General features: G+C 73.5%; 15 protein-coding genes and 1 pseudogene. 5 read left to right on the top strand and 11 right to left on the bottom strand.

The window, feature by feature from the left end; genetic code table 11:
- Positions 1 to 280: 280 nt before the first annotated feature.
- From OHA99_RS32435 to OHA99_RS32420, 4 genes are read right to left on the bottom strand one after another with little or no spacing between them, the layout of a single operon-like run.
- The gene (locus OHA99_RS32435) at positions 281 to 1,411 is read right to left on the bottom strand and encodes an XdhC/CoxI family protein (protein ID WP_153181010.1); all 1,131 of its coding nucleotides are present in this window, start codon (positions 1,409 to 1,411) and stop codon (positions 281 to 283) included.
- Positions 1,404 to 3,554, bottom strand: coding sequence for a xanthine dehydrogenase family protein molybdopterin-binding subunit (locus tag OHA99_RS32430; protein ID WP_405698503.1), 2,151 nt, complete (start codon positions 3,552 to 3,554; stop codon positions 1,404 to 1,406). Before OHA99_RS32430 ends, OHA99_RS32435 begins: the two co-directional genes overlap by 8 nt.
- Positions 3,551 to 4,543, bottom strand: coding sequence for an FAD binding domain-containing protein (locus tag OHA99_RS32425; RefSeq protein WP_381498506.1), 993 nt, complete (start codon positions 4,541 to 4,543; stop codon positions 3,551 to 3,553). Before OHA99_RS32425 ends, OHA99_RS32430 begins: the two co-directional genes overlap by 4 nt.
- Entirely contained in the window at positions 4,540 to 5,139 is a 600-nt protein-coding gene (locus OHA99_RS32420; protein WP_054102780.1) for a 2Fe-2S iron-sulfur cluster-binding protein, read from the bottom strand. The genes OHA99_RS32425 and OHA99_RS32420 overlap by 4 nt, the downstream gene beginning before the upstream one ends.
- A gap of 229 nt (positions 5,140 to 5,368) precedes the next feature.
- On the opposite strand from OHA99_RS32420, the gene xdhR reads away from it, so the two are divergent.
- Positions 5,369 to 5,959, top strand: a complete 591-nt coding sequence (xdhR, locus tag OHA99_RS32415) for a purine salvage operon transcriptional regulator XdhR (protein WP_153181007.1) — start codon at positions 5,369 to 5,371, stop codon at positions 5,957 to 5,959.
- Here the strand turns inward: xdhR and OHA99_RS32410 are convergent.
- Positions 5,922 to 6,713, bottom strand: coding sequence for a response regulator (locus OHA99_RS32410; RefSeq protein WP_153181006.1), 792 nt, complete (start codon positions 6,711 to 6,713; stop codon positions 5,922 to 5,924). The genes xdhR and OHA99_RS32410 overlap by 38 nt on opposite strands.
- The gene (locus OHA99_RS32405; protein ID WP_153181005.1) at positions 6,710 to 8,356 is read right to left on the bottom strand and encodes an ATP-binding protein; all 1,647 of its coding nucleotides are present in this window, start codon (positions 8,354 to 8,356) and stop codon (positions 6,710 to 6,712) included. Before OHA99_RS32405 ends, OHA99_RS32410 begins: the two co-directional genes overlap by 4 nt.
- A 387-nt stretch (positions 8,357 to 8,743) precedes the next feature.
- On the opposite strand from OHA99_RS32405, the gene OHA99_RS32400 reads away from it, so the two are divergent.
- The 4 genes from OHA99_RS32400 (at position 8,744) to OHA99_RS32385 (ending at position 12,264) form a co-directional block, all read left to right on the top strand.
- Positions 8,744 to 9,730, top strand: a complete 987-nt coding sequence (locus tag OHA99_RS32400; protein WP_007446979.1) for a tripartite tricarboxylate transporter substrate binding protein — start codon at positions 8,744 to 8,746, stop codon at positions 9,728 to 9,730.
- Positions 9,727 to 10,272 carry a tripartite tricarboxylate transporter TctB family protein gene (locus OHA99_RS32395; RefSeq protein WP_153181003.1) on the top strand — a complete coding sequence of 182 codons (546 nt, stop codon included), beginning with the start codon at positions 9,727 to 9,729 and terminating at the stop codon, positions 10,270 to 10,272. Before OHA99_RS32400 ends, OHA99_RS32395 begins: the two co-directional genes overlap by 4 nt.
- 1 nt (position 10,273) lies before the next feature.
- The gene (locus OHA99_RS32390) at positions 10,274 to 11,773 is read left to right on the top strand and encodes a tripartite tricarboxylate transporter permease (RefSeq protein WP_153181002.1); all 1,500 of its coding nucleotides are present in this window, start codon (positions 10,274 to 10,276) and stop codon (positions 11,771 to 11,773) included.
- A 167-nt stretch (positions 11,774 to 11,940) separates the two neighbouring features.
- Positions 11,941 to 12,264 carry a putative quinol monooxygenase gene (locus OHA99_RS32385; RefSeq protein WP_405698502.1) on the top strand — a complete coding sequence of 108 codons (324 nt, stop codon included), beginning with the start codon at positions 11,941 to 11,943 and terminating at the stop codon, positions 12,262 to 12,264.
- A 7-nt stretch (positions 12,265 to 12,271) separates the two neighbouring features.
- On the opposite strand, the pseudogene OHA99_RS32380 reads toward OHA99_RS32385, so the two are convergent.
- The 5 genes and pseudogenes from OHA99_RS32380 to OHA99_RS32360 form a co-directional block, all read right to left on the bottom strand.
- A pseudogene (locus OHA99_RS32380) lies at positions 12,272 to 12,733 on the bottom strand (pentapeptide repeat-containing protein); the annotation flags it as partial.
- 331 nt (positions 12,734 to 13,064) lie between these two features.
- Positions 13,065 to 15,011: a hypothetical protein gene (locus OHA99_RS32375; RefSeq protein ID WP_405698501.1), complete on the bottom strand. Its 1,947-nt coding sequence runs from the start codon at positions 15,009 to 15,011 to the stop codon at positions 13,065 to 13,067.
- The gene (locus tag OHA99_RS32370) at positions 15,008 to 16,168 is read right to left on the bottom strand and encodes a VWA domain-containing protein (protein ID WP_405698500.1); all 1,161 of its coding nucleotides are present in this window, start codon (positions 16,166 to 16,168) and stop codon (positions 15,008 to 15,010) included. The genes OHA99_RS32375 and OHA99_RS32370 overlap by 4 nt, the downstream gene beginning before the upstream one ends.
- On the bottom strand, positions 16,165 to 18,498 hold the full coding sequence (locus OHA99_RS32365) for a DUF5682 family protein (protein WP_405698499.1): 2,334 nt from the start codon (positions 18,496 to 18,498) through the stop codon (positions 16,165 to 16,167). The genes OHA99_RS32370 and OHA99_RS32365 overlap by 4 nt, the downstream gene beginning before the upstream one ends.
- Positions 18,495 to 19,592, bottom strand: a complete 1,098-nt coding sequence (locus OHA99_RS32360) for an AAA family ATPase (RefSeq protein WP_405698498.1) — start codon at positions 19,590 to 19,592, stop codon at positions 18,495 to 18,497. The genes OHA99_RS32365 and OHA99_RS32360 overlap by 4 nt, the downstream gene beginning before the upstream one ends.

Genomic DNA, 19,592 nt, shown 5'->3' with positions numbered 1-19,592 from the left:
CGGCGACGTCGCGCGTCCGCCGCGGTCCATCACGCCGCGGCCGGTCCGGCACCTGAACCGGGTGGCGGACTCGCCCGGAGCCGGGACGGTCGTCCGGCGGCCCCGGCCGTCCGGGCGGACTCGGCGGCCCGGCAGGCCCGGCAGGCCCGGCAGGCCCGGCAGGCCCGGCAGGCCCGGCAGGCCCGGCAGGCTGGATGAGCGTAGGGCCGCAGGCCCTCGCAGGCATCACCGGGCCCGGTGTGCGCCACCGGCCGGTCCGGCAGGGGTCCCGTCCTCCCCCTCAGGCGGCAGCCCCCGTCACCTCCCGGTGGATCGGTGCCGCCCCGCCCGTCAGGGGTGTGCCCGTGCCGCCGCGGCGGAGGGCGACGATCTCCGCCGCGATGGACAGGGCCGTCTCCTCGGGGGTGCGGGCGCCGAGGTCGAGGCCGATCGGTGAGCGGAGCCGGGAGAGCTCGTCCTCGGTCAGGCCCGCCTCGCGCAGCCGTCGGTCGCGGTCCTCGTGGGTGCGGCGCGAGCCCATCGCGCCGACGAACGCGACCGGCTTACGGAGTGCCTCCACCAGCAGCGGCACATCGAACTTGGCGTCGTGGGTGAGCACGCACAGCATCGTGCGCCCGTCGGTCGGGGTGTCCCGCAGGTAGCGGTGCGGCCAGTCGACGACGACCTCGTCGGCCTCCGGGAAGCGGGCCCGCGTGGCGAAGACGGGCCGGGCGTCGCACACCGTGACGTGGTGTCCCAGGAACTTCCCCGCCCGTACCAGCGCCGCGGCGAAGTCGACCGCCCCGAAGACGATCATGCGGGGCGGCGGCACGCTGGACTCGACGAGCAGGCTGAGCCCGCCGGGGCAGCGCGATCCGTCCTCCGAGAGCCCGACCGTGCCGGTGCGCCCGGCGTCGAGCAGCGCCCGGGCTTCGGCGGCCGCGGTGCGGTCCAGGTCGGGGTGGCCGCCGAGACCGCCCTCGTGGGTGCCGTCGGGACGCACCAGCATCGCCCGGCCCAGCAGCTCGGACGGTCCCCGCACCACCCGGGCGAGCGCCGCGGTCCCGCCCCGGGCGGCGGTGGCCAGCGCCGCCCGGAACACCTCCCGCGACGGCGCGTCGGCGCCGACCGGCGTGACCAGGACGTCGACGATCCCGCCGCAGGTCAGGCCGACCGCGAAGGCGTCCTCGTCGCTGTAGCCGAAGCGTTCGCGCACCGTCTCGCCGCTGCGCAGGGCGTCGGTGCACAGCTCGTACACCGCCCCCTCCACACAGCCGCCTGAAACCGAGCCGATCACCGTGCCGCCGCTGTCGACGGCGAGGGCCGCGCCGGGCCCGCGCGGTGCGCTGCCGCCGACGGAGACGACGGTGGCGACGGCGAACTCCCGGCCTTCGGCGAGCCAGCGGTTCAGCTCGTCGGCGATGTCAAGCATCCGTGCCGCCCCCGGCCGTGGGCACCCCCGCCGCCAGCACCCGGTCGGGCCGGATCGGCAGGTTCCGGTGGCGCACGCCGGTCGCGTGGCGCACCGCGTTGGCGACGGCCGCCGCGGCACCCACGATGCCGATCTCGCCGACGCCCTTGATGCCGACCGGGTCGTCCGGGTCGGGGTCGTCCACCCAGTCCGCCTGGATGTCGCCCACGTCGGCGTTGGTGGCCACGTGGTAGCCGGCCAGGTCGGGGGCGTACAGGGCGCCGCTCGCCCGGTCCCGTACCGCCTCCTCGTGCAGGGCCATGGAGATGCCCCAGACCATGCCGCCGACGAGCTGGTTGCGGGCGGTGAGCGGGTTGACGATCCGGCCCGCCGCGAAGATGCCGAGCATGCGGCGCACCCGCACCTCGCCGGTGGCGGTGTCCACGGCCACCTCGGCGAACTGCGCCCCGAAGGAGTGCCGTTCCTTCTGTGCGAGGCGGCCCAGGGCCTCGGTGGTGTCGGACCGCACGGTGATGCCGTCGGCCGGGATGTCGGCGCCCAGGGCGAGGCGCTCGCGCAGTTCCGCGGCCGCGGCCGTGATCGCCCAGGCCCACGAGCGGGTGCCCATCGAGCCGCCCGCGATCATCGCCGGCCCGAAGTCGCTGTCGCCGATGCGGACCCGGACCCGCTCGGGAGCGACCTCCAGCGCGTCGGCCGCGACCAGGGTGAGCGCGGTGCGGGCGCCGGTGCCGATGTCGGCGGCGGCGATCCGCACGGTGAAGCTCCCGTCCGCTTCTGCGGTCAGCAGGGCCGTGGAGGGGCCGGCGCCCGAGTGGAAGGAGGCGGCGGCCGTGCCCGTGCCCAGCAGCCAGCGTCCGTCCCGGCGCACGCCGGGGCGCGGGTCGCGCTCGGCCCAGCCGAACCGCCGGGCGCCCTCGCGGAAGCAGGCCTCCAGATTGCGGCTGCTGAACGGCAACCCCGAGACCGGGCCGACCTCGGGTTCGTTGCGCAGGCGCAGCTCGATCGGGTCGACGCCGCAGCGCTCGGCGAGTTCGTCGAGAGCGGACTCGATGGCGAAGGACCCCGGCGCCTCGCCCGGCGCGCGCATGAACGTCGGCGACGGCACGTCGAGCGGCGTCACCTCGTTGGCCGTGTGGTGGGCGTCGGCGTCGTACATCACCCGGGCCACGCCCGCGCTGGGCTCGACGAACTCGTAGACGGTGGACGTCTGGTTCAGCGAGCGGTGCTCCAGGGCACGCAGCCGGCCGTCGGCATCGGCGCCGAGCCGCACCCGCTGGACGGTGGGGCTGCGGTAGCCGGCCAGCGAGAACATCTGGCGCCTGGTCATCACCACGCGCACCGGCCGCTGCAGTTCGGTCGCGGCCATCACGGCGGCGACCTGGTGGGCGCGCAGACCCTTGCTGCCGAAGCCGCCGCCGATGTGCTCGGAGCGCACCCGCACCCCGGACGCGTCGAGGGAGAACATGCTGGCCAGTTCGGTCTGGATCCAGGTGGTGCCCTGGTTGGAGTCGACGACCTCCAGCCGGCCCCCGTCCCACCGGGCCGTGGCGGCGTGCGGCTCCATCATGCTGTGGTGCTCTTCGGGCGTGGTGTACTCCTCGTCCACCACGACGGCGGAGGCGGTGAGGCCGGCCGCCAGGTCGCCCTTGCCGGTCTCGCCGGGCATGACGCCGCCGGCCGGGTGGGCGCCCGGGTGCCCGGTGGTGAGTTCGGTGTCGTGCGGTTCCTCGTCGTAGGCGACGACGAGGGCCTCGGCGGCCTCCCTGGCCTGCTCGGGCGTCTCGGCGACGACGAGCGCGACCGGCCAGCCCACATGGTGCACCCGGTCCTGCTGGAAGACGGCGGCCGTGGGGTCCGGCGGGATGCCCAGCAGGCCGATGTAGTCGGTGTCGACGCGCGGGGCGTTGCCGTGGTGCAGGACGGCGAGCACGCCGGGCATGGCGAGGACGGGCTCGGTCTCGATCGCGCGCACACGGCCGCGGGCCGCGGTGGACAGCACCAGCCAGCCGTGCGCGAGGTCGGCGAAGGGGATCTCGCCGGCGTAGCGGGCCGCTCCGGTGACCTTGTCGCGGCCCTCGACGCGGGTGTGGGCGGTGCCGACCGCGCCCTGGGCCGTCGTACGGCCGGTGGTGGCGGTCGTCATCGGGCGGCCTCCCCGGCGAGTTCGGTCAGGACGGCCACGACGAGGTTGCGCATGAGGGTCACCTTGTATCCGTTGTCGGGCAGCGGCCTGGCGGCCGCGAGTTCGGCGTCCGCGGCGGCGGCGAAGGTGTCGCCGTCGGCCGGTGCGCCGGTCAGCACGGCCTCGGCCGCGCGGGCCCGCCAGGGCCGTGAGGCGACCGCGCCGAAGGCCAGCCGGGCCTCGCGCACGACGCCGTCCTCGATGTCGAGCGCGGCGGCGACCGAGCCGATCGCGAAGGCGTACGAGGCCCGTTCGCGGACCTTGCGGTAGCGGGAGTGGGCGGCGACCGGGGCGGGCGGCAGGGTGACGCCGGTGATCAGTGCGCCGGGCGGCAGTGCGGTCTCCCGGTGCGGGGTGTCACCGACGGGCAGGTAGAAGTCGGCCAGCGGCAGCTCGCCCGGGCCGTCGGCGGTTTCGTACTCCACGGCGGCGTCGAGGGCGGCGAGGGCCACGCCCATGTCGGAGGGGTGGACGGCCACGCAGTGGTCGGAGGCGCCCAGCACGGCGTGGTTGTGGTGCTCGCCGCCGATCGCGGAACAGCCGCTGCCGGGGGCCCGCTTGTTGCAGGGCCTGCTGAGGTCGGTGAAGTAGCCGCAGCGGGTGCGCTGGAGGAGGTTGCCGCCGACGGTGGCCATGTTGCGCAGTTGTCCCGAGGCGCCGGCCAGGACCGCCTGGGTCAGGACCGGGTAGCGGCGGCGTACCTCGGGGTGGGCGGCGAGGTCGCTGTTGGTGACGGTGGCGCCGATGCGCAGGCCGCCGTCCGAGGTCTCCTCGATGCCGTCCAGGGGGAGTTCGCGGACGTCGACGAGCCGGGCGGGGCGCTCGACCCCGGTCTTCATCAGGTCGACGAGATTGGTGCCGCCCCCGAGGAAGCGGGCGTCCGGGTCGGCGGCGAGCAGGGCCACGGCGCCGGAGACGTCGTCGGCGCGCTGGTATCCGAACTCCCTCATGCCGCCGCCTCCTTCGCCGTCCCGGCCGGGGTGCCGTCGTCGTCGCGGGCGGCCGCCTCGTGGGCCTCGGCCGCGCGGGTGACCGCCTGCACGATGGAGACGTAGGCGCCGCAGCGGCACAGGTTGCCGCTCATCCGTTCGCGGATCTCGTCCGGCGTGAGGGGTGGGGGTCCGGCTTCGGGACGTACGTCCTCGGTGGCGGCGCTGGGCCAGCCGGCCGCGTGCTCCTCGATGACGGCGATCGCCGAGCAGATCTGCCCGGGGGTGCAGTAGCCGCACTGGTAGCCGTCGAGGTCGAGGAAGGCCTGCTGGACCGGGTGCAGCCGGTCGCCGTCGGCCATGCCCTCGATGGTGGTGATCTCCCGTCCTTCGGCGGCGACGGCGAGGTTGAGGCAGGAGACGGCGCGTCGCCCGTCGACGAGGACGGTGCAGGCTCCGCACTGGCCCTGGTCGCAGCCCTTCTTGGTACCGGTGAGATCCAGGCGCTCGCGCAGGGCGTCGAGCAGGGTGGTGCGGTGGTCGACGGTCAGCTGGTGCTTCTCGCCGTTGATGTTCAGGGTGACGGCGCTGGACGTCGACGAGGGCGTTGGGGCCATGGTCAGCCTTCTTTGGTGTCTGGTGACAGCGGGATGTCTGTTGACAAGGAGAAATGGGCTGTAGGCAGTGGGGGGTCATTCGCGGCCGGTCGACCACCGTCGGGTTCACGCGGCCGCGTCTGCCGCTAGACTGGGCGGGCAACCGGACAACTGTCCGCTCACGAAAACGTAACGGACAGCTGTCCGCTTAGCAAGGTCGGGATTCGGCCACAACCCGAAAGGGGGACGAGTGCCGCAGCCGATGAAGGACAAGCCGGACACTCCCTTGCGCTCGGACGCCCAGCGCAACCGCGAACGCATCCTGGCCGTGGCCACGGAGGAGCTGACGCACTGCGCGAACGCCCCCTTGAGCGCCATCGCCAAGAAGGCGGGGGTCGGGCAGGGCACCTTCTACCGCAATTTCCCGAACCGCGAGGCGCTGGTCCTGGAGATCTACCGCTACGGGATGCAGCAGGTCGCCCAGGCCGCGCCCGAGATGCTGGCCACCCGGGAACCCGACCTGGCCCTGCGCGAGTGGATGGACCGCCTCGCCGAGTTCGCCATGACCAAGGCGGGTCTGGCGGACGCGATCCGGCTGGTCACCAGCGCACCCGGGGCGCCGGAGAAGCCGCGCCCCACCCCGCTGGAGGACGCGGCCGAGCTCCTGCTCCGTGCCAACCACGAGGCCGGCACGATCCGGCCCGGAGTGACCGGAGACGACTTCTTCCTGGTCCTCGGCGGTCTGTGGGTGATCGGACCCGGCGAGGACCGGCAGCCGCGGGTCACCCGGTTCCTGGACTTCGTCATGGACGCCCTGCGTGCGGGAGCGCCAGGCCGGTGACCGCGCCGCGGAAGCGGTAGCGGCGCTCGGGCCGCCCGGCCACGCCGTAGCGCAGGGAGACGTCGGCGCTGCCCACGGTGTGGAAGTGCTCCAGGTACCTGCGGGCACTGACCCGGGAGATGCCGGTCAGCGCGGCGCACTCGCTGGCGGACAGCGTGCCGTCCGCCTCCCGCAGGGTCCGCTCGACGAGTTCGGCGGTCTCCACGCTCATGCCCTTGGGCAGCGCGGGGGCCGTGGCCGCCTGCGCCGCGGCGCCGGCCAGTACGCGGTCGACGTCGGCCTGGCTGCGCACGACCGTGCCGAGCAGCCGGCCCCGCTGGAGGGCGTAGCGCTCGAGCCGGACCCGCAGGTCCTCGAACTCGAACGGTTTGAGCAGGTAGTCGACCACACCCTGCCGCACGGCACCGCGCACCGCCTCCGCCTCGCGCGCCGCGCTGATGACCATGACGTCACAGTCGTGGCCCGCGGCGCGCAGGCGAGGGATGACGTCGAGACCGAAGACGTCCGGCAGGTACAGGTCGAGCAGGATCAGGTCGGGGCGCAGCTCCCCGACGGCGGTGAGCGCCTGCTCCCCGGTGCCGGCGACACCCAGGACCCGGAAGGGCTCGACCCGTTCGACGAACGCGCGGTGGACACGGGCCACCATGAAGTCGTCGTCGACCACGAGCACGCCGATCGGGGCGGCGGAACGGGGCGCGTGCGGGATCGCGGCGGTGGGGGCGGTCGCGTCGGACGTGCCGCTCGTTGCCGTCATGGTGCTGCTCCTTCCGCCACCGCGTCGGTGAGGTGGCTGACGGTCATGCGTGCGGTGAACATGGCCCCGTCGGGGGTGTTGGTCACCGAGATCTCACCGCCGTGACGTTCGCAGACCAGCCGGGTCAGCGCCAGACCGATGCCGCGCTCGCCCTGCCGGGCGGCCTTGGTGGTGAAGCCGTGGGAGAAGACCTCCCGGGCCAGTTCGGGCGCCACGCCGGGCCCGGAGTCGCGGACCACGATCTCGACGCTCGCGGCGTCCTGCCGCAGTTCGACCTCGACCCAGGCGTCGTGTGCGTCGCCCGGGGCCGCGGCGGCGTCCACGGCGTTGTCGACGAGGTTCCCGACCACGGTCGCCACGTCGGCGGCGTCCGCCGGCTCGAGCCTCTCCAGCGCCGTGCGGTCCGAGACGCGCAGGGCGACCCGGCGCTCCGCCGCGAGGGAGGACTTCGCCGTGATCAGCGCGGCCACCGCGGTGTCCCGGACCCGGCGGCTGAGGGTGACGTCCAGGGACTGCCGGCGCTGATTGAGTCCGCGGACGTAGCGCACCACCTCCTCCTGTTCGCCGATCTGGATGAGCCCGGAGATGGTGTGCAGTTGGTTGGCGAACTCGTGGGCCTGGGCGCGCAGCAACTCGGAGGTGCTGCGGAAGGAACCGATCTCCCGTTCCAGGCGGGCGAGTTCGGTGCGGTCGCGCAGGGTGGTGACCGAGCCGAGCGCGCGGCCGTCCTTGGTGACGGTCATCCGGTTCATGACCAGGACCCGGCCGTGCCGGACGACGACCTCGTCGCGCGGCCGGGCCGCTTCGGGCGTGGCACCGGCGAGTACGTCGCGCAGCCGCCCGTCGATGCCGAGCCCGTCCAGGCTCTGGCCCACGCAGTCGGCGGGCAGGTCGAGCAGGCGCCGGCCCATCTCGTTGACGAGGGTCAGCCGGTGCTGCGGGTCCAGGGCGACGACGCCCTCGGCGATGCCGTACAGCATGGCCTCGCGGTGTTCGGCGAGGCCCGCGATCTCGCGCGGCTCCAGGCCGAGGGTCTGCCGTTTGACGCGCCGGGCCAGCAGCCAGGACCCGGCCACGCCGAGGCCGCTGGCGATGCCGAGGTAGGCGATCAGGTAGGAGGAGGCCCCGCTGAGGCGCTGCCACACCGTCGGGTCCGCCTCGCCGACCATGATCGTGCCGAGTTTCCGGCCGAGGGTCTGCCGGGTGGCCCCGAGGACCGGGACCTGGGCGACGAGTTCCCGGCTGCCCTGCACGCTCAGCGGCCCCGACCAGCCGCTCGAGGCGCCTGCGCCCTTCCCGCGCGGCAGCCTGGCGCCGATCAGCGTGGGGTCGGTGGAGCTGACGACGCGGCCGTCGGCGTCGGCCACCGTGACGGAGGTGACCCCGGACTGGGTCTGGGTGGAGTTGACCAGCGGGGCGAGCGCCTCTCCCGGCACGGGTCTCAGCAGTTGGCTGCGGACCAGCGGCGTGGCGGCCAGCTGTTCGGCCAGGGCGGTGACCCGGCGCCCCTCCACGCGGTTGAAGGTGGCCTTGGACTGCGCGAGCGAGACGGCGGCGACCGCAAGCAGGACGACCACGACGATGGCGAGCTGGAGGACCAGCATCTCGCCCGCGAGGGTCTGGCGGCGGAAGGTGGGGGCCACGGCGGACTCGTTCTCGGTTCACGGAGGTGGTGGGGACGGGGCGGGGGCGGGACGGAGACGGGGGCGGCACGGAGACGGGGACGGTGCGTGGACGGGGGCGGGACGGGGATGCGGTGACCGGCGGGGGGCCGGCGGGTGTGCCGGGTCGCCATCATGGCCTCCACCTGCGGCAAGGGAAAGGGATGTGCCTTCGATGTGCCTGCTTCGCAATGAACCGGCGATCCGACAGCGATGTCGATCACGCGGTTCCGGCGACCGCAATGAACACAACCTCCCTTGGTTCCGCAAGGAAGACACGAGCCAGACACGCGGGCACCATGTGGCCCACGTCACCCTCCCCCACAGGGCTCCCCTACCGCTCTACCCAACCGACAGGTGGTGTCATACGTGCGCCTGCGCACCCCCCTTGCCCTGCTCGGGGCCGCCGTGCTCGTGCTGGCCGGACCGCCGTTGCTCTCCTCGGGCGACGACTCCGATTCCGGCACCCAGATCCCGGGCCTGCGCTTCATGGTTCCCAACACGCCCGGCGGCGGATACGACATCACCGCCCGCACGGCCGCGAAGAACGCCGAGGACGCCGGACTCACGCACAACATCGAGGTGTTCAACCTGCCCGGCGCGGGCGGCACCGTGGGTCTGAGCCGACTGGTCAGCGAACACGGCAACGGCAAGCTCGCCATGTCCATGGGCCTCGGCGTCGTGGGCGCCGTCCGCTCCAACCACGCGCCCAAAACCCTCGCCGACGCCACACCGATCGCGCGGCTCACCGAGGAGCAGGACGTCGTGGTGGTCGCCAAGGACTCGCCGTACAAGACGATCGACGAGCTGGTCGACGCCTGGAAGAAGGACCCGGGCAAGATCCCCGTGGGCGGTGGTTCGTCGCCGGGCGGGCCCGACCACCTCGCCCCGATGCTGATGGCGCAGGCCGCCGGTATCGAACCGAAGTCGGTCAACTACATCCCCTTCGACGGCGGCGGTGAACTGCTCGCCTCGATCCTCGGCAACAAGGTCGGCTTCGGGGTCTCCGGCGTCGGCGAGTACCTGGACCAGATCAAGGCCGGCGAGCTGAGGGTGCTCGCGGTCACCGGCCCCGAGCGGGTGGACGACCTCGCGGACGCGCCCACGCTCATGGAGTCCGGCTACGACGTGAACTTCACCAACTGGCGCGGCATCGTCGCCCCGCCCGGCCTCTCCGAGGCGCAGCGCACCAAGCTGACCCGCCTCTTCGAGGAGCTGCACGACTCCCCCGAGTGGAAGAAGTCCATGGACCAGAACGGCTGGGACGACGCCTTCCTGACCGGTGAGAAGTTCGGCGACTTCCTGGACGCCCAGGACGAGCGCGTGGTGTCGGTGCTGAAGGAGCTGGGACTGTGACGACGCGGACCGAACTCCCCGACGACCGCGGGGCGACGGCCACCGGCCCGCGGTCGTGGCTGCGCGAGCACTCCGAGCTGGGCGTGTGCGCCCTGTTGCTGGCGCTCGGCGTGCTCGTCCTGACCGACGCGCTCACCATGGACGTCGACATCACCCAGCGCGGCCCGGTCGGCCCCAAGACCGTGCCGATCGTGGTCGGCGTCGGACTGCTGGTGATCGCCGCGCTGCTCGCCGTCGACGTGCTGCGCGGCGGCCGGGGCGAGGCCGAGGGCGGCGAGGACGTCGACCTGTCCGAACCGGCCGACTGGCGCACGGTGCTGCTGCTGTCCGGGATCTTCCTCGGCGCCGCGGCCCTGATCGAGCCGGCCGGCTTCCCCGTCGCGGGCGCACTGCTCTTCTGGGGCGCCGCCTTCGCCCTCGGCAGCCGCCGCCTGGACCGTGATCCGCTGATCGCCGCGGTGGTGTCCCTGATCACCTACGTCGTCTTCGACCAACTGCTCGGAGTACCGCTGCCCGGCGGTCCGCTGATGGGAGTGCTCTGACATGAACGCCCTCAACTCCCTCATGGACGGCTTCGGCACGGCCCTCACCCCGGTCAACCTCCTGTGGGCCGCCCTCGGCGTGCTGCTCGGCACGGCCATCGGTGTCCTGCCCGGCATCGGTCCGGCGATGGCGGTGGCGCTGCTGCTGCCGGTGACGTACGGGCTGGACCCGGTCGCCGCGTTCATCATGTTCGCCGGCATCTACTACGGCGCGATGTTCGGCGGTTCGACCACCTCCATCCTGCTCAACACCCCCGGCGAGAGCGCCGCCGTGGTCGCGGCCATGGAGGGCAATCCCATGGCCAAGGCGGGTCGCGGCGCGCAGGCGCTGGCCGCCGCCGCCATCGGCCACTTCGCGGGCGGCATGATCGGCACGATCCTGCTCGTGGCCCTCGCCCCGACGGTCGCCGACCTGGCGGTGGACATCGGCGCCCCGGACTACTTCGCCATCATGGTGCTGGCGTTCATCGCCGTGACGTCGGTGCTGGGTTCGTCGCGGATCAGAGGCCTGGCCTCGCTGCTGATCGGTCTGACGATCGGTCTGGTGGGCCTGGACCAGATGACGGGCCAGCAGCGGCTGACCTTCGGTTCGCTGCAACTCGCCGACGGCGTGGACGTGGTGATCGTGGCGGTCGGTCTGTTCGCGATCGGCGAGGCGCTGTGGGTGGCGGCCCATCTGCGGCGCGGGTCGGCCGAACCGATCCCCGTGGGCCGCCCCTGGCTCGGCCGCGGTGATGTGAAGCGCACCTGGAAGTCCTGGCTGCGCGGTCCGCTCATCGGCTTCCCGTTCGGCGCGATCCCGGCGGGCGGCGCGGAGATACCCACCTTCCTGTCGTACGTCACGGAGAAGCGGCTGTCCAAGCACAAGGACGAGTGGGGCAAGGGCGCCATCGAGGGCGTGGCAGGACCCGAGTCGGCGGCGTCGGCCTCGGCCGCGGGCACGCTGGTCTCCATGCTGACCCTGGGCCTGCCGACGACGGCGGTCGCCGCGGTCATGCTGGCCGCCTTCCAGCAGTACGGCATCCAGCCCGGCCCCCTGCTGTTCGAACGCGAGCCCGAGCTGGTGTGGGGTCTGATCGCCTCGCTCTTCGTCGGCATGGTGCTGCTGCTCGCCCTCAACCTGCCGCTGGCACCGGTGTGGGCCAAGCTGCTGCGCATCCCGCGTCCGTACCTCTACGCGGGGATCATGTTCTTCGCGGCGGTCGGCGCGTACGCGGTCGGCGGTGAGGTGATCGACCTGGTGATCCTGCTGGTCATCGGTCTGATCGGGTTCGGCATGCGGCGCTACGGCCTGCCCATCCTGCCCGCCGTGATCGGCGTCATCCTCGGCCCGAACGCCGAGCAGCAGCTGCGCCGCGCCCTGCAGATCAGCGACGGCAGCGTGTCGGGCCTGGTCAACACGCCGTTCTCGGTGACGGTGTACGCGGTGATCGTGCTGCTGCTGGCCTGGCCGCTGGTGAAGCGGCTGGTGGGCCGGGGACGGGCGCGGGCGAACGCCTGACCACCGCCCCGGAAGAACGGCACCGGGCGGCTGCCCCACCTGGCCGAGCCGGATGGTGCCGGTGACGCGGGACCGGGTACGGATGCGAACGGCGAGGTACTCGCACCGTCCCCGGCCCGCTCGTGCTCACGTCCAGGCTCCAGACCACGCTCACAGAAGGCGAACCCATGATCTTCATCACGGCGAAGTTCCAGGTACTCCCCGAGCACGCGGACCAGTGGCCGGAGATCGCCGGCGAGTTCACCCGGGCCACCCGGGCGGAACCCGGCTGCCTCTGGTTCGACTGGTCGCGCAGCGTCGAAGATCCCACGGAATACGTCCTGGTCGAGGCGTTCCGCGACGACGAGGCGGGCGCGGCCCACGTCCAGTCCGCCCACTTCCGCGCCGCGCAGGAGGAACTGCCGCCCCACCTCGCCCGGACGCCGCGCATCGTGAACGCGTCGGTCGACCAGGAGGGCTGGTCGGAGCTGGGCGAGATGGCGGTGAAGTAGTGCTCTCCTAGCGTTTCACCCGGCCACGCACAGCGAGGACGGCCAGACCGAGGAGGGCGGGTTCAACGAGCCGGGAAGCCATCTCGGTGTAGTTGCCGGCGGTGGTCAGGTTCCGGCCGGAGGAGCGGAAGGCCACGGAATTGATGACCACCCGCAAGGACTTCTCGAACCTCTTGGCCGACAGACGCTCGCGATAGGGCCCGTCGGGATTGACCGGCTCGGCCCCAATGGTGGTCAACGTGAGGCGCCGGCCGGTCAGCGTGCCGGTGCTCTGGGGCTTCGGGTCGTCCTTCGGCAGCCCCCACAGCATCATCAGCAGCACGGTCGTGGCCATGCCTCCCAGCAGCCAGCCCAGGGCTCGGGAGGCGCGCAGACCGTAGCCGGAGAGTGCCCAGTAGGTGGTGAGCAGGGCCCGTTCGCTGCGTGGGATGTCGTGGGCGTGACGGCGCATCTCCGTCTCGCCGTAGTGCAGTTCCTCCCCCAACGGGGTGCCGCGGTGGTCGACGTCCGCGCCAGGGCGCAGGCCGGCGAGGTAGGCGGAGCGTTCGACGTCGCCCAGATGGGCCAGGCACGCCGCGTGGGGCTCGACGATGAGGCCCCGGCACCCGACGTCGTTCGCTGTGGCGCCGTACCGGCAGTACGGCCAGGGAGGGGCGTCCGGGTTGGTCGGGTGAGGTGGAGGTCATGCCTCTGAGACGTGGGGCCGATACGCCTGGTTGCGCACCACTGCCGCGAACGGGGCGTAGACCGGCTCGACGGCCGGCCGGGGACTCGGACCGACCCGCGCGGCCGGATCCGTTCTACGGGCCGGTCCGGTGGAGTTCCAGGTTTGTGGCGAGGCGGATGACGGCGGTGTGCCAGTGGGACGTGGCGGGGCCCGGGCCGTGGGTGCGGAGGGTGGTTGTCACGGCGGTGACCTTGTCCGCGGTGGTGCGGAAGCCGGTTCGGTGCAGGAGTGCGGCTGCAGATTCGAGGGTGTCGTGGTCGGTGGCGGTCAGATTCCTCAGGCCGTGGTGGGCGGCCTCGGCGAGGGCGGCGAGCGCCTGTTCCAGGGCGGTGGTCAGGGGGTCGTCCGGGGGGTGCGGGGCGACGGGGAGGGCCGTGTCGCCGTCGCCGGGGGCGAGGTCGGGGACGAGGACGCCGTGGGAGGTGCGGACGGCGAGAGGGGCGAGATGGACCCTGCCCCGGTCGTGGCGGAGGGTGCCGCTGATCCGGTCGACGGTGCCGGAGGCGAGGGCGTCGGCCAGGGCGTCCAGGGTGCCGGGGCAGTGGGGGTTGTGTGCGCTGCTCAGCAGGACCTCGTTGCCGGCCGGGTCGTGAAGGACGGCTTCGAGGCGCTGTGCGGCCGGGTCGTACCGCACGGGTCCGGCCTCCGCGACGGCGAGGACGCGCATGGACTCGGCCTCCACCCTGGGGCGGACGAGGCGGGGAGGGAGGGTACCGGGGGCGGGGAACTGCGCGGCGAGGTCGGTGACCAGCAGCCCGGCCGGCAGGTCGTCCCAGGCGGTGCCGACGGGGGTGACGGAGGTGGTGGCGATCCGGCCGCGGGAGATCTCCACCGTGCGGCCGGCTGTGCGGGAGGTGGCCTCGCTGACCACGTTGGCGGCGGCAAGGGTGCGCAGGTTGGTACCGAGGATTCGGCGGGAGCCGAGGTCGTGGCCGGTGGGTGCCTGACCGTCGAGCCGCTCCCAGCGTTTGTGCAGGACGAGGACGACACCGGCGTCGGGGTGCGCGAAGAAGACGTCGGCGGTGCGGTCGCCGGCGGAGCCGTCGACGTGGCAGCCGAGGGCCACGAGGCGGACTCGGCGCAAGGCCGTGCGGGCCGTCTCGGCAGTGCCCAGGACGGCCGCAGGATCGGTGGGGGCGGCGCGGTGGCGGGCGTGGAGTTCGGCGAGGAGCAGGGCGTGGGTCTCGCGGTCGTGGCGGGCGCCGCGGACGGCGTGCTCGGCGAGCTGGTGGCGTATCTCTTCGAGGGCCGCGGCGGGCCAGTGGCGGCCGGCCGCCGTGAGGGCGGCGCCGGCACGGCGGAGGGTTCCGTCCAGGACGGGGCCGGCCTGGGGGACGCCTTCGACGAGGAGTTCGTCGACGAGGTCCATGGCTGCACGGTGGGCGCTGTCGCCGTGGTCCGGGGTTGTTTCCCTTCCTCCGACGGTGACTTGGTCGCTGCCCTCGGTGTCGGCGGCACGGAAGGCCCAGACGGCGAGAACGACCGTCGCGCCGTGCAGCGGCTCGGCGGCGTCGGTGACGGCGAAGCCCGGGCGGTGGGGCACGGGGAAGCGGACGGTACAGGCGGGGAGTTCGACGGCGGGAACGGGGTCGGCGGGGGTGGGGCGGTGGAGGACGGCCCGGTAGCCGCGGTCGTGGGTGCGACGGGCCGCGGTGAGTGCGGAACGGCCGAAGGCCTCGGCGAGGGCGGTGTCGTCGATGCTTCCGGGGGACCAGTCGGTGAAAGGCGGCGGGGTGTCCGATGCGGTCGCGGTGCGCTGATAGGCGAGGACGAGGCCGATGCGGTGGCGGCAGACTCCGTGGGCCTCGCAGCTGCAGCGGGCGTCCTGGAGGGTGGTGCCGGGCGGCAGTCGGGTCTCGGTGCCGTCGGGAAAGCGGCCGTGCACGGTGTGGTCGTCGGTGACGTCCAGGTCGGGGCCCGCTCCGGCGTCGAGCTCCTTGGCGGCGCGTTTGACCAGGCCGCGGTTGGCGAGGGCGGCGAGGGTGTCGGGGGTGAGGGCGAGCAGGTCGGTGCGGGTCACGCCGTTCGTCCTCCGTGGGCCATTGTCTCGGCGACGAATTCGGCGAGGTGGCCGGGGGTCATGGCGCCGATGTGGGCGCCCGCCTCGGCGAGGCGGCCGGCCAGGTCACGGTCGTAGGCGGGGACGGCCTCCTCGTCGAGGGCGGCGAGACCGAGGACGGTGACGCCCTGTCCGGTCAGGCCGCGGACGGTGCGGGTGAGGCGGCGGGCGTCGCCGCCCTCGTAGAAGTCGGTGATCAGGGCGACGATCGTGCGGCGCGGGTTGTCGACGAGGCCGGCGGCGTAGTCGACGGCGCGGGCGATGTCGGTGCCGCCGCCGAGCTGGACCTTCATCAGGAGTTCGACGGGGTCGGTGACGTCGGAGGTGAGGTCGACGACCTGTGTGTCGAAAGCGACCAAGTGGGTGCGCAGTCCGGGCAGGCCCCAGAGGCAGGCAGCGGTGACGGCGGAGTGGATCACGGATCCGGCCATGGAGCCTGACTGGTCGACGAGGAGGATCAGCTGCCACTGCTCGAGGTGGCGGCGGGTGCGGGAGTGGAAGTGCGGATGCTCGATGAGGATGCGGCGGTCCTCGGGCCGGTAGTGGGCGAGGTTGGCGCGGATGGTGGCCCTGAAGTCGAAGTTCCGGGCCAGGGGGGTTCGGCTGGGGCGGCGGGAGCGGGCTCCGGTGAGGGCGCGCTGGATCTCCGGCCTCAGCCGCTCGGTCAGGTCGCGCACGACGGCTTCGACGATGCGCCGGGCAGCAGCCAGAACCTGCGGGTTCATCAGGTGTTTGGTGCGCAGCACGGCCCGCAGCAGGCTGGTGCTGGGTTCCACGCGGAGAAGGACGTCGGGATCGGTGACGATCTCGTCGATGCCGTAGGTCTCCACGGCGTCGCGTTCGAGGCGTTCGACCGTCTCCCGGGGGAAGAGGCGGTGGATGTCGTCGAGCCAGTCGACGACGGTGAGTGTGGAGGGGCCGTCGCCACCCTCCCGGCGGTCGGCGGTGCCGCGGCGTTCACCTCGGCGGGCGAGGTCGTCGTCGCGGCCGTAGAGCCACTGGAGGGCGGTGTCGCGGGCGGCGTCCGGGCCGTCGAGGCCGCCGGTGCGGCGTTCGGCGGGGGCGCCGAGGATCAGCCGCCAGCGTTCCAGTCCTGCGCGGGGGTCGTCGGGGGTCATCGGGGTGCTCCGAGGGCGTGCCGGTCCAGCAGCAGGTCGGTGTGTTCCTCGAGGGCCGCGGCACGGGCGAGGAGCAGGGGGTCGGTGGTGGTGCGCAGCAGGGGGCGGGCGGAGCCGCGCAGGTTCCGGCGGTCGAGAAGGAGTTGCGCGACGCGTTCGCGTTCGCGGGGCGGGAAGAAGGCGAAGGCCTGGCGCAGGGCGGGCAGGGCGTGGAGGAAGACGTCGTCGGTCATGGTGGTGACGACGCCGTCCAGGGTGTCGAGCAGGGACTGTTCGCCCTTCGGGGCGGGCCGCAGGACTTCTTCGCGGGCGAGGGCGAGCAGGCCGGCCAGCCAGTCGCCGAGGACGGCGGGGTCGGCCGCGGCGGCGAACGCTTCGGCCTCCCCGGCGGGTTCGGCGGGGGCTCCGAGGGCGCGGCGCAGGCCGAGGGCGGCGCCGCGCAGGTCGGCGGGGGCGTGCCGGTCGCGGGCGATGCGGGCGGCGGTCGCGGCGGCGGTCTCCGGGGTGAGAGCAAGGGCGGGGGCGGCGTGGAGGAGGGCGTCGCGGGCGGCGGTCAGGGCGCGCAGGCGGGGGACGTCGACGCCGGGCGGGCCGCCGTGGAGGCCCTCTACGAGGTGGAAGAGCCGGTCGACGGCGTGGTCGAGGACGGTGCCGAGCAGCGGTTCACGGGCGGTGCCGAAGACGCGGTCGTGGCGCCAGAGTCCCAGGACCACGGCGAGGGCGCGCCCGAGGGGGCCGGGGTCCGCGGTGGTACGGATCCGGTGGGCGAGGCCGTCCAGGAGGTCGCGGGAGAGGGTTCCGGCTCCGCAGAGGACGGCGTCGAACAGGAGGACGGCGGTGGTCCCGGCGTCGGCGGCCGTACCGGTGTCGCGAAGGCGGTGGGTGAGGACGGCTGCGGCGGCCTCGTCGGGGCGGGCTCCGTAGGCGCCGGCCTCGGTCAGTGCGGCGTCGCGGCCGGTGCGGGGGCGGGGTTCCCAGGTTTCGTGGTCGCGGGGGTCGGCTCCGTGGTCGGGGCCGGTGAGGCGGGTGTGACCGGGGATGCCGAGGATGCGCAGCTGGTGGAGGAAGCGGCTGCGTTCGAGCCCTCGGGGGTTGGTGAGGTCGAGGTCGAGGGTGCGGTCGCCGTCGAGGCCGAGGCGGATCTCCTCGGCGGTCACCTGGTGGACCAGGGGTGGCAGCGGGGTGTCGGGGTGGAGGCGGCCGGTGCGCTCGCCGGTGCAGGCGGCGACCGTTTCGACGACGGCGGGGTGGGCGCCGGGCCTCAGCGGGCCGTCGGTGTTCCAGGGGAGCGGCTGGTCGAGGTCGTCGGTGATCAGTGCGGCGGCGAGGCCGTCCAGGACGTCGACACGGGCGGGGTGGGGGTGTCCGCGGAGGGCGGCGAGGCCTTCGGTGAGGGTGTGGGCGGAGATCAGGGCGGCGGTGGAGGCGGGGAGGTGGCGGGCGCGGAGCCGTTCCACGACGGTGCGACGGAGGGTTTTCGCGGCCGCTTCGGGGCCTTCGTCCCACAGGCGCTGGTAGTAGCCGGGGGACGGCATGCCGGACTGGTAGCCGGCGAAGGCGTCCATCTGGCGGAAGGAGTAGGGCACCAGGAAGCTGCCGCCCACGGCCCCGTCGGGCGGGGCGGGCACCGAGGGCCAGGCGGCGGGTTCCGCTCCCGGAGCCGTGGCGGGGGCGGCGGTGAGGGCGCGCAGGGCGGGCTGGTGGAAGCCACCGGTCACCACCAGGACCGGCCGGTTGTCGGCGTGTGCGACCGCGGCACGGACCCAGGAGGCCATGTACCGCTCGCGGGCGCGGTCCCCGTCGTCGGCCTCGGTGTCGCCGCGTACCAGGGCGAAGTAGGCGTCCAGGCGGTCCCGCAGGCCGTCCGGATCGGCGATCTCGAAGACGCGGTCCCACAGTGCGTCCACGGTGTCGACCCGGTAGCGGGCGCGGAGCCGTTCGGTGGCGCGGCTGTAGCGGGCCTCGGCGTCGGCGTAGCGGTTGGCCGCGCCGTCGGGGCGGTCGGTGAAGGCGTGGTGCCAGGCGGGCAGGTCGATGAACCGGACCTCGGCGCCCGCGGCACGGCCCTCGGTGAGTGCCACCCACTCCGGGGAGTACGCGCACAGCGGTGCCCAGGAGGTGGCGACCCGTTCGGTGCCGCGGTAATGGCTGAAGAGGGCGATGGGCAGTTCGTGTCCGAGGAGCAGTTCGCCGATCCGGTCGTTCATGTCGGCGGGGCCCTCGACCAGGACGTATGCCGGGCGCAGTGCGCGGATCGTGCGGCGGGCCAGGCCGGCGCAGGCCGGTGAGTGGTGACGCACCCCCAGGAAGGTGACGGGGGCATCGCTCACCGTTGGTCCAGCAGGTGCCGGGCCTCGTGGAGGGCCTGCCACTGGGCGCCCCGGCGCAGACGGGCCTGCTGTTCGAGGAAGCGGCGCAGGCGGGCGAGGTCCTCGGGGCTGTCCTTGGCGGCGGTGCCGGCGAGACAGGAGACGATGTCCGCGGCGTTGCCCGCCTCGCCGCGCAGGAACCAGCCGCGCAGGCCGACGGCGTGGGCCGTGGAGACGGCTTCGGCGGTGCTCATCACCGCGGACGGCCGGTCGCTCCGGTCGGGTGCGCCGCGCAGTTCACGGAAGGTACCGACCAGTACCTCGAGCACGTCGGGGTCGGGTGCCCGCTCGACTCCGGACTCGCGGAGCAGGGCGGTGGACTCGGCTTCGACCAGGGCGAGTTCGGTGTCGAGGTCGGGTATCGGGAAGACCGTCTCGAAGTTGAAACGGCGTTTGAGCGCGGCGCTCATCTCATTGACGCCGCGGTCGCGGGTGTTGGCGGTGGCGATGACGTTGAAGCCCTGGCGGGCGAAGACCATGCCGTCGTCGCCGTCGAGTTCGGGGACGGCGACGACGCGTTCGGAGAGCAGGGAGAGCAGGCAGTCCTGGACCTCGAGGGGGCAGCGGGTGATCTCCTCGAAGCGGACGATGCGTCCCTCGGCCATGCCGCGGAGCACGGGGGCTGGCACCAGGGAGCGGCGGGAGGGGCCTTCGGAGACCAGCAGGGCGTAGTTCCAGGAGTACTTGATCTGGTCCTCGGTGGTGGCCGCGCCGCCCTGCACGGTGAGCGTGGAGGTGCCGCTGACGGCTGCCGCGATGAGCTCGGAGAGCAGCGACTTGGCCGTGCCGGGTTCGCCGACGAGCATCACACCCCGATTGGTGGCCAGGGTCACCAGGGCCCGTTCGACGAGCGACGGGCTGCCGACGAACTTGCGGCTGATGCCGGCGTCCGGGTCTCCGACCACGAAGCGGAGGGCGGCACGGAGGCTGAGCTGCCAGCCGGGCGGCCGCGGTCCGGTGTCCCCGGCACGCAGCCCGGCGAGTTCGTCGGCGTGGCGCACTTCTGCGGGCGGGCGCTGCAGGCGGGGCGGGTGCGGGTCGCTCACTGTGGTCAT

It is taken from the genome of Streptomyces coelicoflavus (assembly GCF_045041415.1).
GTDB lineage: Bacteria > Actinomycetota > Actinomycetes > Streptomycetales > Streptomycetaceae > Streptomyces > Streptomyces coelicoflavus.
Note: the sequence above shows the minus strand (reverse complement) of the source record. Positions and strands in the feature narration are given on the sequence as shown.

What these genes read in the sequence shown, in the direction of transcription:
- OHA99_RS32370 (WP_405698500.1), bottom strand. Translation starts at nt 16,168, where the DNA reads ATGACCCCCGACGACCCCCGCGCAGGACTGGAACGCTGGCGGCTGATC.
- OHA99_RS32385 (WP_405698502.1), top strand. Translation starts at nt 11,941, where the DNA reads ATGATCTTCATCACGGCGAAGTTCCAGGTACTCCCCGAGCACGCGGAC.
- OHA99_RS32420 (WP_054102780.1), bottom strand. Translation starts at nt 5,139, where the DNA reads ATGGCCCCAACGCCCTCGTCGACGTCCAGCGCCGTCACCCTGAACATC.
- OHA99_RS32435 (WP_153181010.1), bottom strand. Translation starts at nt 1,411, where the DNA reads ATGCTTGACATCGCCGACGAGCTGAACCGCTGGCTCGCCGAAGGCCGG.
- OHA99_RS32425 (WP_381498506.1), bottom strand. Translation starts at nt 4,543, where the DNA reads ATGAGGGAGTTCGGATACCAGCGCGCCGACGACGTCTCCGGCGCCGTG.
- OHA99_RS32360 (WP_405698498.1), bottom strand. Translation starts at nt 19,592, where the DNA reads ATGACCACAGTGAGCGACCCGCACCCGCCCCGCCTGCAGCGCCCGCCC.
- OHA99_RS32430 (WP_405698503.1), bottom strand. Translation starts at nt 3,554, where the DNA reads ATGACGACCGCCACCACCGGCCGTACGACGGCCCAGGGCGCGGTCGGC.
- OHA99_RS32390 (WP_153181002.1), top strand. Translation starts at nt 10,274, where the DNA reads ATGAACGCCCTCAACTCCCTCATGGACGGCTTCGGCACGGCCCTCACC.
- OHA99_RS32410 (WP_153181006.1), bottom strand. Translation starts at nt 6,713, where the DNA reads ATGACGGCAACGAGCGGCACGTCCGACGCGACCGCCCCCACCGCCGCG.